The sequence below is a fragment of the Pseudomonas sp. B21-028 genome, from assembly GCF_024749045.1.
Taxonomy (GTDB): Bacteria; Pseudomonadota; Gammaproteobacteria; order Pseudomonadales; family Pseudomonadaceae; genus Aquipseudomonas.
Map to the genome: position 1 here is coordinate 2,102,518 of NZ_CP087184.1, position 12,012 is coordinate 2,114,529.

The window sequence follows — 12,012 nt, forward strand, 5'->3', positions numbered from 1 at the left end:
AGTTTATCAGGGATAAGAGTGCGCTGTCGGAAGGGGATGTCGCAAGGTAGTGGTCCGGCTCCAACGCCGGGCGCGCATCGCCGCCACCTGTTCTTGGCTGAAAATCTACCCGCTTCTTCGACTGCCGACTCGATTTGCGCAACCCCCCAACACTCGTACAGAACTCCTGCGTGGAGCCGCGTCCGGTGCGCAGGCGACTATGGGCGCATTGTTACGCAGGTTGCGGTGTCCGCATCGAGTTCTACAAGACTCAAAGCACCATCGTGAAAGGAACAGCCGGTGTCGATGTAGACGACATTACCCAGGCAGGTGACGCTCGATACGGTTGAGTGCCCTACATAAAGCCGGCTTATTCCCTTGATGAGGTCATTATTCTGTTGTTCGATTTTCCCTCGGGCGTACAAGGCTGTTTGCAGAGCGCGGTGGCGGATGTCTTCTCCAAAATGTCCGGATAAGGCGTCTTTGGCGGTCTGCCAGTCATCATCGTCCTGTAGTAACGGGGCTTCGGCGTGCACGATGCCGATTTTTCTTCCGTCCTCCAGGTCAACTTCAATGATCAGTGGAAGTTTCTGAAGAGCGTTGGACAATTCATGTTGGGTCGTGGCTGCCAGCTCATAGAGCCAGGCTCCGCCGTTTCGGGTGTGTCTGGCAATGTCTCCCTGTCCGGACACACAGTCGATGAGCATCTGTTCGTGATTACCCCGGACCGCGTGAAACCAGGGTTCCGCTAGCCAGTTCATCACCTCCAGGGATTCCGGGCCGCGGTCAATCAGATCGCCAACAGAGAAAATACGATCCTGTTCAGCACTGAAGTTGGCGTGAACCAGAAGCGACTTTAGAAGTTTGAAGTGTCCATGAATATCGCCCACGACAAAGTCTCGGCCTTTTCTATTGGCAGAGAACGTCGTTATCGTGTTCATCGTCGGCGTTTCATGTGGAGAGGAGGAAGTAGCTTGCTCCCTCTTCTGGCCCGATAGCATCATTTTTTCAACTGATAATCCTGACCCCACACCCGTACAGAACTGACGGGTTCGTTCTGCCCGTCGAAGATGAACTTCTGCCGCACGGCGGCCTTGGGTGGAACAGTGACTTCATCGGGGTTTTCCATCGCTTTGAGGCTGTTGGCATAACCTGCCTGGTCAATAGCCAACAAAACACCCGTCTGCCTGAGGTTGATCAGGCGCAGTTGCGCGTCGGTACTGTTCTTGAAACCGAGAGTGACTGTAAGGTTGTCATCGCTGGGCTCCAGTTTCAGCACCTCGACGCTAATACGCTCTTTCATTTGTTCGCCGGAGGAAATGATCGCTGCACCATCGGTGCCCTGGGCTGATTCGCGGCCATCGAGTACACCTTCGTTCACACCGCCCAACAGGTTTTTTCCAGCGGTGATGAACGATGAAACGGCGGCTTTGGTTGAGTCCTTGATCAAGCTGCCATCGGTCGGTTCGGCTTCGGCGAAGCACAGGGAGCTGGTCAGGAGACTGGAGACGAAGAAGAGAGCGCGTGACGGCGAGAGAGTCATACAGGTGTCCTTGAGGAGGTCAGCAACGCCGCCCAGCAGAGGAGAGCGGCTTGCAGTGTTTTCGAGTTTATTGCCGACATGCCCCGCGAGCGAAATAAATACGTCAACGGTACTTCGCTTGGTTGTGTGCGTTCGGGCAGGTCAGTCGTTATTCTTCTTTATCCACGCGATTGCCATCGGCGTCATAGACCAGGGATTCGTCAGGGTTGTCCGGATTCCTCACATAGTAGCGGGCTTCATTGCTGTTATCAGAGACTTTCAGACTGGTATAGGAACCGAGTTTCTTGACCAGTTTGTTGTTCTGGCTGATCAACACCAGTCCACTGTCGCCGGCACGAACGGCGGCTGCGTAGCGGGTTTGGAACGAGTTGATCGTGGTGTATTCCAGTGGAATCTGCAGGGTACCCTTCAAGTCGATGGCGCCGTAGCTACTATCGCGCCCGACCACCGCCATGCCGTTGGAAAATGGCTCCACTTCGTCATAGGGTAACTTGATCGGCAGCAACGTCCCCTGGCGGTTGATAAAGGCGAACTTTTTACTTCGAACGTCCTGCACCAGCAGTGGCTGCTCGTCAACAAAGTGGCCTATCGCGTTGTAGCCCTGGAGGTTGATCCGTTTGCCTTCCAGGTCGAAAACGTCCTGTCGGTTCTGATCGGCTGAGTTTGTATAGAGATAGTTACCGCTTTGCTGTATGTCGGAGAATCGGGGTGGCAGAACTTCCTTGCCAGCGAGGGTATAGGCGCCATATTCGCCTTCCGTGGCATAGGTCTTGTTACCGAGACGGGCGATGAACAGGCTACTGGTTACCGTGGGATTCACGAACTTCATCGGCAATATGAAACGGTGATTTCCTGAGTCGTAAAGTCCGTAGGGGCCGTTGGTTTCACGCTCCACCAACAGCAGGCCGTTGTCCATGATCTGCGTAATATGTTCGAACGGCAGATTGACAGGTTTATTGCTGCCAGCAGGGAAGTAAGCCGTCTTGCCCACTGCTTCCCGGGAGTCTGCTTGTGAGTTGGCGGATTTTTCCATCGCAAGCACCCAATAGATACCCGCCACCCCGCTTTCCTGTACCTGTACCCAACGTGGTTTGATCAGCCATTGCCCGGTCTGATCGATGAAGCCGTAGCGGTCGGACTTCCGGTCAAAAGCAATGTAACGCGCTTGCTCCGCAAGAATGTTCTGCACTTGGCCAAAAACGGCAACGTTGTCTTCCATCGGCTCAAGCACATGAATGACGATGCGTTGCGGGGTCGCTTCGAAGCGGTAATCGGCCTCGGTGTTTTTCAGTGGTCCAGCCTGTTTTGAAAGCGCTTCGGTTACTTGTTCCAGCCGCTGCTGGATCGCTTGACTGGTCTTGAACTGGTCGAGATCGTCCTTGGTCTGTCGCAGGGCTTTGTAGTAGTCACGCAATGCTTCGATATCGCTCTCCGAAGGGAAGGAGCGCGTGTTGTTGCCGTTGCTGTAAAGCGCCTTGCCTTCGTCGGTCAAACCCTGCACCACGAAGGTTGTTGTCTTGGGCGTACTTAGCCGCAGTGAGGCACTTGAGTCACCAAGGGCGGTTAGTTGGAAGTGTTGGCCGTCGTCCAGGGTGACCTGTGGATGATCCTTATCCAGAACCACTTTCTTGAATGCCGGATAGCTGCGGTAAGCGACCTTCAGATCGAAACTGGCCAAGGGTTTGTTGATGGGCAGTGCAATGTAATCATCAGACAGGACGATGTCGTCCGAGTCTGCTTTGGGTTGCACATTGATGTCGGCGAAAAGTTTCTCGCTGCCATCCCGAAAACGTAAACGCTCCGGACGGTACTGTTCGGCCGCGTGCTCATCCGGCGTGGCTGCGCGTTTCCAGAGCGGATCGAGGCGGCTGGTATCAAGCCTTATTTCGGAACCATCGGCAAACAACCTTTGAACAAAACGCAGGTCCTGGATCGACGCCAGCGCAGCTTTCACCTGTGCACTGGTGAAAGGCACGAACAGCTCTTCGTATTGCAGTTCCTGCTCACCGGCGGGTTGGGCTCCGTCAATGGTCAGGCTGAGTTCCGACTGGGTGATCAGCTCTACAGCTTCAAGGGTTTCAAGGGTGTCATGGATCAAGTAGTTCAGGCGTTTCTCCACATCAGGCCGCGTCAGCGTGCCGATGTCCTCTATGCCGCCTTCGTTCATGTCCTCGGCGGCGAAGCTTTCACTTGTCGGCGCGATGTTCTGGCGAAACAAGTAATAGGACGCGCAGCCCACCACTAACAAGGTCACACTCAGTAGCGACAGCAATCTCAAGCGAGGCTGGGTAAAGTTCATCATGGCTTCAGTAGTTAAAGGGCTGGGAAATGCGGGCAGCTAACCACACGGTATGGCACGCTGCCAATAGCCTGACGATTTCCAGTTCAATTCCTGACGGTTTCAGGCGCCACCGCCGTGGCGGCGGCTTCGTTGGAAGAGGCCGATCGATCCAGATCCGCTAGCACGAGCTTTTCAAAATTCACGCTATCGATGATTACCAACGCACCGACGGCTTCTTTAATTGCGGTAGAAGCATCCTTTATGAACCTGTCGGGGTGTTCGAACATCTGGATACCTTTATAGCGCGACATGACCAAGCCGATCTGGCTGGAAACTCGTGGCTTGATAAACGCCAGCTCCACCGATTGGATGTCGTTGTACTGAGTGTAGATGTCCCCAATCCTGTCCGGCGCCACATGCCAGGCGACGGATACGTCAGTTCTGAATTCATGAAGGTCTGCGGTGTAGTTATGGACGTCCGCAATGCTCAAAATGCTATTTTGACTTGGGATCCGGAGCACCTTGTCAATAACGGGCAGTCGCCAGCCCAATCCGGGACCTGCAACGGAACTGATTTTGCCATTACGCAGGACCAGGCCGAGCTCTCTTTCGCTGATGGTGTAGAAAGAGAGGCTTGCCAGCACACAGGCTGCGAAGGTTGCTGCTAATCCTGAGCCTATAAAGCAAACGTTGCGACGCATTGTCATGTCTCTGGGAATTTATAATGCAAGCCAGTTTGAAACCGGATAACAGCTATTCAATATGGATGCTTTCCATGTGCACATTTCCGATATCGATGCTCTCAATGAGGACGGGGCCGTCAATCGCGGCTCTGATCGCGGATGAGAAACCGCGAACGAACGTCTCCCGGTTTTTCAACGCCTGCTCTGTGTTGTAGTGAGAGACGATTAGCCTGGCTTGCTCCGTTATTTTGGGGATAAGCAAGATGTTTTCGACCGCTTCGAGCGTGGTGTATTTTTTATACATGCTCTGAACCTCGTCCGGCGCGACTCGCCAAACGATGGAAACCTCCAGATCCATCACGTCCAGGTCTTCAGTTCTTGCTTGTAAAGCTGGCCAGTAGATCAGATTGTTTTGCATCGAAACAGTAGTCACTTGATCCACGAAAGGGATTTTCCAACCTGGGCCAGGTTGTGCCACTTTCAGGAATTTACCGTTGCGCAGTACCACGCCGCGATCCTGTTCATTGACAGCATAAAAGCCCTCTACGGAGATGAAATATGTCGATAGTGCCCCCAGGATCAAAATGCCCCAATACTTGATGCAGCGATATTTCATTATGGTTTTCCATTCTGCATCGGAATGATGTTGAGTTGATTTGGGTGGATTGCATCGCCAATGCACTTTTCGAACACCTGCTCCATGGGCCCGAGGGTGCAGTGATACGCGGCAATGTTTGCGACGATCCATTCCTCTTTTTCAATGCCCCACCAACTGATTTCAAACCCGGTATTCATGATGAGGTGCTCGAAGAGGATGCGCTGGGCACGGCCATTGCCTTCGCGAAAGGGGTGGACAACGTTGATATCGGAATAGGCATCGGCAACGGCAACGATCAATTCCGCCCGATTCATGCCTTCAAACCAGTTGGCAGTCGCCATGTTCTGGAAGATCTTGCCAGCTTCCTTCTCCATGAACTGTGGCTGACAGAAGCGAGTGTCTTGTTTGGCCATCCCGACGGTACGCAGCTCTCCGGCCCATTCGTACAAATCCGAGAACAGCAGCCTGTGGATGCCCTGGAGGTAGGCCAGGTCGTAAGGGGGAGGGCTGAATTCGACGAGGTCCGCCGCGATGGCCGTCAGTTGTTGTTCGGCTTCGCTTAAAGTGGGTTCGTCACGGATGTCGAGTTTGTTGCGAAGGACCGTGGAGCCGGCGTAGCAATAGGCGTCCTCACCGACTCCATATTTGTCTGGCATCAGGCCTGGGTCTTGGTGAAAGTTTTCAAGACTTCTTCACGGGTCGGCATTTTGCAGTCGCCATCGGAGAAGGTCACTTTGAAGCCTTCCAGGCGCAGGCTGGCCGCATAGTTGGACCGACGGGTTCTGGCCGCGTAGGCCTTCTTGGTTTCAAGGCTGATAGTGCCCATGGGGCTGCACCTCAAATCGCGTGGGTGAGCGGATTATAACCCATCGATGACCAATGGCGCTTGCATCGCCATGCTTCTCCAAATACTGTACGCATAACCAGTATCGAGAGCCCTCCCATGCAACTGATCGCCAAGCTCGGCATTCTCGCCGATGCTGCCAAGTATGACGCCTCCTGCGCCAGCAGTGGTGCACCCAAGCGCAGCTCTCGCGGACGTGACGGGTTGGGAGCCACGGACGGTATGGGCATCTGCCATAGCTACACGCCGGATGGACGCTGCGTCTCGCTGCTCAAGGTGCTGCTGACCAATTTCTGCCTCTACGACTGCCAGTATTGCGTCAACCGCCGCTCCAGCAACGTGCCGAGGGCGCGCTTCACGCCGGAGGAAGTGGTGCGCCTGACTCTGGATTTCTATCGTCGCAACTGCATCAGCGGACTATTCCTGAGTTCCGGCATCATTCGGTCGGCCGACTACACCATGGAGCAACTGGTACGCGTGGCGCGCCTGTTGCGGGAGGTGCATCAGTTCCGGGGCTATATCCACCTCAAGACCATTCCCGATGCCGATCCGCTGCTGATCGAGGAGGCCGGGCGACTGGCCGATCGCCTCAGCGTGAACATCGAGTTATCCAGCGAAGCCAGTCTCAAGCGCCTGGCGCCGGAGAAGCAACTGGTCACGATCCGCCAGGCCATGGGCACCATCCATCAAGGGCAACAAGCGGTGGCGGGGGAAGTACGCGCGCCTCGCTTCGCCCCGGCCGGGCAGAGCACCCAGGTGATCGTCGGGGCCGATGCCACGGACGATCATGCGATCCTGCAGAACGCCGAGTCGCTCTACCAGGGGTACGGCCTGCGGCGGGTCTACTATTCAGCTTTCAGTCCCATCCCCGACAGCCCCGCCAGCGTGCCGTTGGCAGCGCCGCCGTTGCTGCGCGAACACCGGTTGTACCAGGCTGACTTTCTCATGCGCGGCTACGGCTACAAGGCGGGAGAAATCCTGGGTGGCGCCGGCAACCTGGACCTGGACATCGATCCGAAGCTGGCCTGGGCACTGGCGAACCGTGAAGTATTCCCCCTTGACATCAACCGTGCCGAACCCGCGTTGCTGGCGCGTATTCCAGGGGTTGGCCTGCGCAGCGTGCAACGCCTGGTGGCGCTGCGCCGGGAACGGCGGATCCGCTACGACGATCTGGTGCAGTTGCGCTGCGTGTTGGAAAAGGCGCGACCGTTCATCGTCACCAGCGACTATCGGCCCGCCGAGGCTCAGATGCGCAGCGGCCTGCTGCGGGCGCGCTTGCGTGAGCCCCAAGGGCCCACGCAAATGGGCTTGTGGGGATGATCGCGCTGGATTGCCAGGACGATTTCCTGATATGGCGCGATCAGGCTCGCAAGCTGCTCGGCCATGGCATCGACCCCGCTGAGGTGACCTGGACCCAAGGCCCCGTGGCTGACCTGCTGGCCGTGCCGACGCCGTTGCCGCCAGGCCCGGGTCCGTTCTCTGCGCGCGTGCCGGCGGCCTTGTTGATCCAGCTCGAACAGGCCGGCCGTTACCAGGGTGAACAACGCTGGAGCCTGTTGTACGAAGTGCTCTGGCGCGTTGCCCATGGCGACCGCACGGCGATGCTCGCCGGTGATCGCCTGGGCAGTGAATTGCAGCGACGGATCAAGCAAGTCAGCCGCGAGGCCCATCACCTCCATGCGTTTGTGCGCTTCACACCCTTGCCAAAGGCGCTCGCCGAGCAGTTGCAACTGGACCTCGTGGCATTTCACGAGCCGGCCCATGACATCCTCGAAAGCGCGAGCGGCCATTTTGCCGAGCGGCTGGGCCGACAACGCTGGCTGATAGCAACACCTCGCGATGGCATCCGCTTCGATGGTCAGACCCTGGACTACCAGCGCCATTGTCCTTTGCAGTGGCAGCAATGGGCGCGTCACGCTGAAGACCCTGACGCCGAGTTATGGCGTACTTACTACCGGCATACCTTCAACCCGGCGCGGGTCAATCCGCAAGCGCTGCGGCAGCACATGCCCGGGCGTTTCTGGCAGCACTTGCCCGAGGGGGAATTGATTCCCCGGCTGGTGGGGCAGGCTCGGCAGGGTAAGCAACGGGATGGGCAGGCGTTGGAGGTGGGGGAGAAGGTCGGGAAACGGATAGTTGTGGGCGGCACCGTTTCAGGTACTTGAGAACTACAGGTCCGTTGATTTCGCTCCTTTGCCTACTCAATTCCGATCACCCTGGTTCCCTCCGTCGCAGCACGCTTTATTTGTGCAGATCCCGAACAGGTTCTGTGCCATCCCCGCTGTGTTCAAGCACCGGACCCTCCTTCTAGCATTCCTTTCCTCAACAACCAGGAAGGAAATTCCCATGCAACGATTCACCCGCCGTTTTCTCGCCGCCTGTGCATTTTCCGGCATTGTCGCCAGCAGCGGCGCACTCGCTGAAAACCACCCAACCATTCGGGCCATGTCAGGCGCAACGCCGACCAGCCAATTGCCCGTTGGTAAAACCGCGTTACTTGTGATTGATTTTCAGAACGAATACTTCACCGGTAAGATGCCGATTCCTGATGGCGCTGCCGCGCTGGCCAATACCCGTAAGCTGATTGCCTTTGCCGATGACCACAAGATGCCGGTTTTCCATGTCCAGCACATCGCCCCTGCAGGTTCTGCAGTGTTCGCGAAGGACGGTGAGACCGTGAAGTTCCACCCGGATATGCAGCCCAGGGCCCAGGATGTGGTGTTGCAGAAAACCACCGTCAGCGTCTTCGGCAGTACCGACCTGGACGCGCGTCTGAAGCGCGCCGGTATCGAGAACCTGATCATTTCCGGTCTCATGACCCACGCGTGCGTGGCGGGTGCCGCCCGGGATGCGGCGCCCCTGGGCTACAACGTACTGGTCGCCTCCGATGCGTCGGCAACTCGTGCGATTACCCGGGTCAACGGTGAGGCGATCGACAAAGACGCCTTGCACAAGGCCGCGTTGGCCGAAGTCGAGGATACCTTCGGTGATGTCATGACCACCGAGCAGATCATCAAGTTGCCGGTGCGTTAAGTCGATATGAATCAGATGCTCGCCATGGGCGTGTTCCGTTGCATTGTGGAGACCCAGGGGTTTTCAGCCGCAGCCGAGCGGCTGGGCACCACTCACTCCTCGGTGTCCAGACACTTGCAGCAATTGGAAAGCGCGCTGGGCGTGCGTCTGCTCAATCGCAATACCCGGCGCATGAGTCTGACCGCGGCCGGCGAAAGGTACTACGCGGCTTGCGTGGATATCCTGGACCGCGTCGAGGCCGCCTCCCGCGCCGCCACCCAGGAGCAGGAGCGTCCTTCCGGACTGCTGCGAATCAGCGTGCCTCTGGTAACCGGTACGTTGGAGCTGGCTCATTGGTTGCCGGCCTTCCAGCAACGCTATCCGGACATTCGGGTCGATCTGTCCTGCTCCGATCCCCTTGTCGACCTGGTGGCCGATGGCTTCGACGTGGCGTTGCGGATTTGCGGGCCGCTGGCCGATAGCAGCCTTGTCGCCCGCTTGCTCAGCGTGTCACCGCAGGTGTTGGTGGCGGCGCCGGGCTATGTATCCAAGTACGGTCTTGCGCGCAGCGTCGTTGAGCTCAATGAGCACCGGTTACTGACGTATGCGTCGGCTACCCAGTGGTCGTTGGTCAGCGAAGGAGGGGAGTCAATGACACTGGATTGCGACAGTGCTTTTCATACGGACACCATCACCGCTTTGCACGCGTGCGCCTTGTCCGGTGGGGGAATCGCTGCGTTTACCCTGGCGACGGTACGGGACGATCTGCTGAAGGGAAGGTTGGTGCGGATTCTGCCGGAATACACCCTGGGGATGAGGCATTACTATGCGCTGTACCCGCATGCCCGGAATCTACCTCTCAAGGTCCGCGTGTTCGTTGATCACATGGCCCAGTACTACGAAGGAAAGCTCTGACTGGGGATGAGAATGCCATCCGCTCATTGCGCAAGAAATCCGCCATCGATCACGAACTCCGCGCCCGTCGCAAAACGTGACTCATCTGAAGCCAGGAAGAGAGCCATGTTCGCAATGTCGATTGCTTCTCCCAGAAAGCCGATAGGGTGCAGCCTGCGCAATCGCTCCAGTTCGACGGGGTCGTTGCCTACCATCGGCGTGGTGATGTATCCAGGATGAATGCTGTTGACTCGGATTCGGTAGCCTTGGCGTCCAGCGTGTAGCGCGGCGGATTTGGTGAGGTTGCGAATGGCCCCTTTCCCGGCGCAGTAGGCCACGTATTCAGGATGACCCACGATGCCTTCGATAGAAGACAGGTTGATGATCGATCCGCCTCTTTCCTGTAAGTGCTTGAATGCCTGTTTCATGCCAAGGAAAGTCCCATGAAGGTTGACCGACAGTTCCTTGTTCCACTCATCGAAACTCATGCTTTCCACATTGCCTGCTACGGCTATGCCGGCGCTGTTCATGACGATATCGACGCTCCCGAACTGCGTCAGTGCTGCCGTAAAAGCGGCAGCCCATTGGCTTTCATCCCGAACGTCCAGACGACAGAACAGGACTTTGCCTCCTGAAGCCCGAATGGTTTCCAGCATCGATCCGGCTTTTGTCTCGTCGATGTCGCAAATGACGATCCCGGCGCCTTCGTCTGCAAAGCGTATGGCACTGGCCGCGCCGATGCCTGACGCGGCGCCGGAAATCAGCGCCACTTTTCCTTCAAGTCTTTTCATTTTTCATTTCCTCAGCCCGTATGAATGAACTGAGGCAACCCTACTTGGCCGAGGTTTTGCGACCTAGCCAATATCGGCAATGGAAGATGTCGAGGCGCGGGCGGGGAAGCGGGTTCAGCTTTTCATGGCCAGCTTGGTGGCCTGTTGTGCCTGGGCAGCAGACAGGGTTCCATTCTTGCTCAGTTTGTCCAGAGCGGCGCTCGCTGTCACCAGGCTGGCGGTGAGTGTCGAGAGCGTCGCTTGCAACGCGCCGACTTTCGCCTGCTTGGTTTCCGGGGACATACTTTGATCGGCCATGAGTGCCTGCATTTCTAACTGCTTTTCTTCGATTTTCTGCTTCAGCTCCCGAATCATTTTCAGGATCTTCTGTGCCTGATCAGGCAGTCCGCTTTCTTCAATATCCTTGTTGGCATTGGTGGCGCGCTCATTCGCGGCTTTTTGAAGGCCGACGCCAGACAGCGAAACCTTCACCCCCTCGACCTGCGTGCCGCCAGACGATTTGTTCGCAGGCGCCTGTGCCACTTCATCCGTGGACTTCCTGGGTTCTACGCTGGTCGTGAGGAGCGGGAGAGCACTGGAGCGCTGGGCATCGAGGGTAATCATGTTCAATCCTTGGGAGATGGGATATTCGAAACCTATCGGCTTGCTCTTGAATGTGTTTAGGTTTCTACCGGGAAAAATTGTTAAAGGTTGTAATCCGCAAAGGAAGTTCGTAATGGCGCGTGAACGAAGCCTGGAGTCCGAAGACGTGGGAGCGACCAGTCCTTACAGTCGGGTAGGGAAACGACTCAAGCGAATCGAAGAGATCAACGAAGTCGCTGCAATGATCTTTGTCAGGGATGGCTATGCACAGTTTTCAGCCAGGAAAGTGGCCAAGGAACTGGGCATCAGCCTGAACAACCTCCAACATTACTGTGGCAGTACCGAAAAGCTCTGCTTTGAAATGATCAAGGCAAAGCTCGAGTTCTTCGTTCACCGGGTCGACCTGTTGGTAGAGCGTTCATCTGCAGAGACGCCGATGGAGCGCCTGGCCGTGGCGATACGTGAAAATTCGGCCGCGACATTCGACGCTGAAACGGCCAGGTTCTTCTTCCAGATGGGGGCGCTGGCCAGTCACGACCCGGCCATCAAGGCGCTGATGGCCAACCAATACGACAGGTTTCTCGAAGGCTTCCGCCAGCTCATCCGAGAGGTCAACCCTGCATTGCCCACTGCTCAGGTCTCCATCTACGCCGCGTTGATCGCCACCCAGATCGATGGCAATTTTTTCTATCAGGACCAAGTGAACGCCACGACTGGCATGCGCGAGCAATTGATTGAAACCGCCATCGCTTTCTGGTCAATGACCTTGATGCCTGCGCCTCCAGGCCAAAGCGAGGGTGCCTGA

The 12,012-nt window shown here is 56.8% G+C and carries 14 protein-coding genes; 5 read left to right on the plus strand and 9 right to left on the minus strand.

Annotation, left to right across the window (positions count from 1 at the left end; genetic code table 11):
* Positions 1 to 197 precede the first annotated feature (197 nt).
* The 7 genes from LOY35_RS09555 to LOY35_RS09585 form a co-directional block, all read right to left on the minus strand.
* Positions 198 to 920, minus strand: coding sequence for a metallophosphoesterase (locus LOY35_RS09555; protein WP_258632077.1), 723 nt, complete (start codon positions 918 to 920; stop codon positions 198 to 200).
* A 59-nt stretch (positions 921 to 979) separates the two neighbouring features.
* Positions 980 to 1,522, minus strand: coding sequence for a hypothetical protein (locus LOY35_RS09560; protein ID WP_258632078.1), 543 nt, complete (start codon positions 1,520 to 1,522; stop codon positions 980 to 982).
* A gap of 148 nt (positions 1,523 to 1,670) precedes the next feature.
* On the minus strand, positions 1,671 to 3,821 hold the full coding sequence (locus LOY35_RS09565; protein ID WP_309475912.1) for a WG repeat-containing protein: 2,151 nt from the start codon (positions 3,819 to 3,821) through the stop codon (positions 1,671 to 1,673).
* A gap of 86 nt (positions 3,822 to 3,907) precedes the next feature.
* Positions 3,908 to 4,504 carry an SPFH domain-containing protein gene (locus tag LOY35_RS09570; RefSeq protein WP_258632080.1) on the minus strand — a complete coding sequence of 199 codons (597 nt, stop codon included), beginning with the start codon at positions 4,502 to 4,504 and terminating at the stop codon, positions 3,908 to 3,910.
* 52 nt (positions 4,505 to 4,556) lie between these two features.
* Positions 4,557 to 5,102 carry an SPFH domain-containing protein gene (locus LOY35_RS09575; RefSeq protein WP_258632081.1) on the minus strand — a complete coding sequence of 182 codons (546 nt, stop codon included), beginning with the start codon at positions 5,100 to 5,102 and terminating at the stop codon, positions 4,557 to 4,559.
* Positions 5,102 to 5,740, minus strand: coding sequence for a putative adenosine monophosphate-protein transferase Fic (locus LOY35_RS09580; protein WP_258632082.1), 639 nt, complete (start codon positions 5,738 to 5,740; stop codon positions 5,102 to 5,104). Before LOY35_RS09580 ends, LOY35_RS09575 begins: the two co-directional genes overlap by 1 nt.
* Positions 5,740 to 5,910, minus strand: a complete 171-nt coding sequence (locus tag LOY35_RS09585; protein ID WP_258632083.1) for a YhfG family protein — start codon at positions 5,908 to 5,910, stop codon at positions 5,740 to 5,742. Before LOY35_RS09585 ends, LOY35_RS09580 begins: the two co-directional genes overlap by 1 nt.
* 117 nt (positions 5,911 to 6,027) lie before the next feature.
* Here LOY35_RS09585 and LOY35_RS09590 point away from each other — a divergent pair, with 117 nt between their 5' ends.
* The 4 genes from LOY35_RS09590 to LOY35_RS09605 all read left to right on the plus strand — a co-directional run bounded on the left by LOY35_RS09590 (position 6,028) and on the right by LOY35_RS09605 (position 9,855).
* The gene (locus tag LOY35_RS09590) at positions 6,028 to 7,248 is read left to right on the plus strand and encodes a putative DNA modification/repair radical SAM protein (RefSeq protein ID WP_258632084.1); all 1,221 of its coding nucleotides are present in this window, start codon (positions 6,028 to 6,030) and stop codon (positions 7,246 to 7,248) included.
* Complete coding sequence (locus LOY35_RS09595; protein ID WP_258632085.1) at positions 7,245 to 8,093, plus strand: TIGR03915 family putative DNA repair protein; 849 nt, start codon at positions 7,245 to 7,247, stop codon at positions 8,091 to 8,093. Before LOY35_RS09590 ends, LOY35_RS09595 begins: the two co-directional genes overlap by 4 nt.
* Positions 8,094 to 8,274: 181 nt before the next feature.
* Complete coding sequence (locus LOY35_RS09600) at positions 8,275 to 8,961, plus strand: cysteine hydrolase family protein (RefSeq protein ID WP_258632086.1); 687 nt, start codon at positions 8,275 to 8,277, stop codon at positions 8,959 to 8,961.
* 6 nt (positions 8,962 to 8,967) lie between these two features.
* Positions 8,968 to 9,855 carry a LysR family transcriptional regulator gene (locus LOY35_RS09605; protein ID WP_258632087.1) on the plus strand — a complete coding sequence of 296 codons (888 nt, stop codon included), beginning with the start codon at positions 8,968 to 8,970 and terminating at the stop codon, positions 9,853 to 9,855.
* Positions 9,856 to 9,878: 23 nt separating this feature from the next.
* Here the strand turns inward: LOY35_RS09605 and LOY35_RS09610 are convergent, their stop codons facing one another.
* Together LOY35_RS09610 and LOY35_RS09615 are read right to left on the minus strand one after the other, a co-directional pair.
* Complete coding sequence (locus LOY35_RS09610; RefSeq protein WP_258632088.1) at positions 9,879 to 10,625, minus strand: SDR family oxidoreductase; 747 nt, start codon at positions 10,623 to 10,625, stop codon at positions 9,879 to 9,881.
* Positions 10,626 to 10,739: 114 nt separating this feature from the next.
* A complete protein-coding gene (locus tag LOY35_RS09615; RefSeq protein ID WP_258632089.1) occupies positions 10,740 to 11,228 on the minus strand; it encodes a hypothetical protein in 489 nt (162 codons plus the stop codon).
* Between LOY35_RS09615 and LOY35_RS09620 the strand changes: the two genes are divergently transcribed.
* On the plus strand, positions 11,227 to 12,012 hold the full coding sequence (locus LOY35_RS09620; protein WP_258632090.1) for a TetR/AcrR family transcriptional regulator: 786 nt from the start codon (positions 11,227 to 11,229) through the stop codon (positions 12,010 to 12,012). The two genes, LOY35_RS09615 and LOY35_RS09620, sit on opposite strands and share 2 nt — an antisense overlap.

Bases quoted from the DNA above. Each gene is read 5' to 3' on its own strand.
- LOY35_RS09605 (WP_258632087.1), top strand. From the start codon at position 8,968: ATGAATCAGATGCTCGCCATGGGCGTGTTCCGTTGCATTGTGGAGACC.
- LOY35_RS09600 (WP_258632086.1), top strand. From the start codon at position 8,275: ATGCAACGATTCACCCGCCGTTTTCTCGCCGCCTGTGCATTTTCCGGC.
- LOY35_RS09555 (WP_258632077.1), bottom strand. From the start codon at position 920: ATGAACACGATAACGACGTTCTCTGCCAATAGAAAAGGCCGAGACTTT.
- LOY35_RS09615 (WP_258632089.1), bottom strand. From the start codon at position 11,228: ATGATTACCCTCGATGCCCAGCGCTCCAGTGCTCTCCCGCTCCTCACG.
- LOY35_RS09575 (WP_258632081.1), bottom strand. From the start codon at position 5,102: ATGAAATATCGCTGCATCAAGTATTGGGGCATTTTGATCCTGGGGGCA.
- LOY35_RS09595 (WP_258632085.1), top strand. From the start codon at position 7,245: ATGATCGCGCTGGATTGCCAGGACGATTTCCTGATATGGCGCGATCAG.
- LOY35_RS09610 (WP_258632088.1), bottom strand. From the start codon at position 10,625: ATGAAAAGACTTGAAGGAAAAGTGGCGCTGATTTCCGGCGCCGCGTCA.
- LOY35_RS09620 (WP_258632090.1), top strand. From the start codon at position 11,227: ATGTTCAATCCTTGGGAGATGGGATATTCGAAACCTATCGGCTTGCTC.
- LOY35_RS09565 (WP_309475912.1), bottom strand. From the start codon at position 3,821: ATGAACTTTACCCAGCCTCGCTTGAGATTGCTGTCGCTACTGAGTGTG.
- LOY35_RS09560 (WP_258632078.1), bottom strand. From the start codon at position 1,522: ATGACTCTCTCGCCGTCACGCGCTCTCTTCTTCGTCTCCAGTCTCCTG.
- LOY35_RS09585 (WP_258632083.1), bottom strand. From the start codon at position 5,910: ATGGGCACTATCAGCCTTGAAACCAAGAAGGCCTACGCGGCCAGAACC.
- LOY35_RS09580 (WP_258632082.1), bottom strand. From the start codon at position 5,740: ATGCCAGACAAATATGGAGTCGGTGAGGACGCCTATTGCTACGCCGGC.
- LOY35_RS09590 (WP_258632084.1), top strand. From the start codon at position 6,028: ATGCAACTGATCGCCAAGCTCGGCATTCTCGCCGATGCTGCCAAGTAT.
- LOY35_RS09570 (WP_258632080.1), bottom strand. From the start codon at position 4,504: ATGCGTCGCAACGTTTGCTTTATAGGCTCAGGATTAGCAGCAACCTTC.